At 42.3% G+C, this 1,647-nt stretch carries 2 protein-coding genes; one reads left to right on the top strand and one right to left on the bottom strand.

The genetic code is table 11. The annotated features are described in order from the left end of the window. Positions 1–853 precede the first annotated feature (853 nt). Entirely contained in the window at positions 854–1,300 is a 447-nt protein-coding gene (locus F6K49_RS46850; protein ID WP_293109329.1) for a helix-turn-helix transcriptional regulator, read from the bottom strand. A 17-nt stretch (positions 1,301–1,317) separates the two neighbouring features. Here F6K49_RS46850 and F6K49_RS46845 point away from each other — a divergent pair, with 17 nt between their 5' ends. Continuing rightward, positions 1,318–1,539: a hypothetical protein gene (locus tag F6K49_RS46845; RefSeq protein ID WP_293109328.1), complete on the top strand. Its 222-nt coding sequence runs from the start codon at positions 1,318–1,320 to the stop codon at positions 1,537–1,539. Positions 1,540–1,647 lie beyond the last annotated feature (108 nt).

Below are 1,647 nucleotides of genomic sequence, written 5' to 3'. Positions count from 1 at the left end.
CCACTAAAGCCTTGAACAGGTTGTCCATCAAACGGACCGGTGCGACCATTGGCAGAAATCGGTTCACCGTTGCCATTGTCTGCACCAGACGGGGGTCCTTCTGCAAACGTATCAGCTGGTAAAGATGCAAATCCTTTTAATTTCATAAAATCCTGGAATCAACGAGACTAAAACTCTCGAATTTAGGGTTTTGATATCTAGAGAGTTAGAAGCACAGAAACTAGAGGTGCGACAATCACGCGAATTTAATTCTTAATGGGTCAAGCGCACCTAAAAAATTGTTTCAGCTAATGCGCTAAGCGCACGCTACGCGAACAGCTAATACGCTACGCGAACAGCTATCACCTAATACGCAATTTTTACCAACCTTCAACAGGATTGGCATGGGTTTACGTGATGATTGAAACTAGCTGAACTACCTTAGTCAGGGTTTCATTTCCAGGTTAAATTTTGATTGTATTTATCTAAAAATAATTCTAAGGTTTGGTTAACGGTTGTTTTTAAAATTTATGTAAATGTTTAGTGTAATTTTATCTGAATAGCGTATAAAGATTTTGTTAAGTTTACCTAGGATTAACCTAAAATTAACGTTTTTATTTTTTTCTTAACCTTGAGGCGATAGTTTTTTTATAAAACTGCTAACTAAGTAAGGCGTCGGCAAGGATGTTTGTTATCAACGATTTTAAGAACTAATATGCAAGGAAAGGGAATAGGGAATAGGGAATAGGGAACAGGGAACAGTGTAAAAAAAATACCAATTAAAATAGGCTGGGCAAATTTCTATTATCTAGAATACTCACCCATAACCAAACGGTTCTTGCCCACCCTACAAGCTTTAGTTGCTGCGGTAAGCTTATCGTTGGGTGTTGGGCATCGAGTCGAATGGAGATAATTCTTGATTTGATAAGTCAGCTTTTTTAACCCAAAGTTGTGCAACCATCTCAGCACGGGATGAAACTTTCAGCTTCCGAAACATTCGCTTGAGAGCTTGCTTGACTGAATTCTCTGTAATCCAAAGTTCAGTCCCAATTTCTGCGTTAGTGCGTCCCAATGCAACTAATTCGGCAATTTGCAATTCACGAGGGGTTAAGCGATCGCTTTTGAAAGATTGGTGCTGGGAGCGCACGGTTGTAGCCCAAACAGACAAGTGCAAACTGACTGCACTCATATCCGCTAGATTCTGTGTATTGAAAGCAGGCATTGACCGTTCACGAGTGCAGCCTACGGCACCTACTAATTGACCACTGCTGATGATTGGTCCTGCCATCACATGCCAATGATCTGGCCGAGGACAAATCAAGGCCCAAACCTTGGGCGATGCTACCAATGATTCATGGGCAGGAGCGTGATGCTCAACGATATAGCTTGACACTCCCCGGCCTAAAGGCGCGGGGATTCTTGCTTGGCCTTTGGCCACGCTACGCGAACAACGGGGTGACTTGTTTAACCAGGCCAGAGCCAGGAAAAATAGAGGTCGCCTCTCCACAAGCGTATTTGGTCTATAACCTAGGTTTCGATGTGCCGGAAACGAAACCTTAGAATAGTGGAGCCTTAATCAAAAAGGTTAAAACTTTTTACTCATAGCAGACTAACTATAAAGGCTCCACTATTCTTACGGTAACTTCTAACCCCACCGTACCTAAACTA

This window comes from Moorena sp. SIO3I6, from assembly GCF_010672095.1.
Note: the sequence above shows the minus strand (reverse complement) of the source record. Positions and strands in the feature narration are given on the sequence as shown.

Bases quoted from the DNA above. Each gene is read 5' to 3' on its own strand.
- F6K49_RS46845 (WP_293109328.1), top strand. From the start codon at position 1,318: ATGCTACCAATGATTCATGGGCAGGAGCGTGATGCTCAACGATATAGC.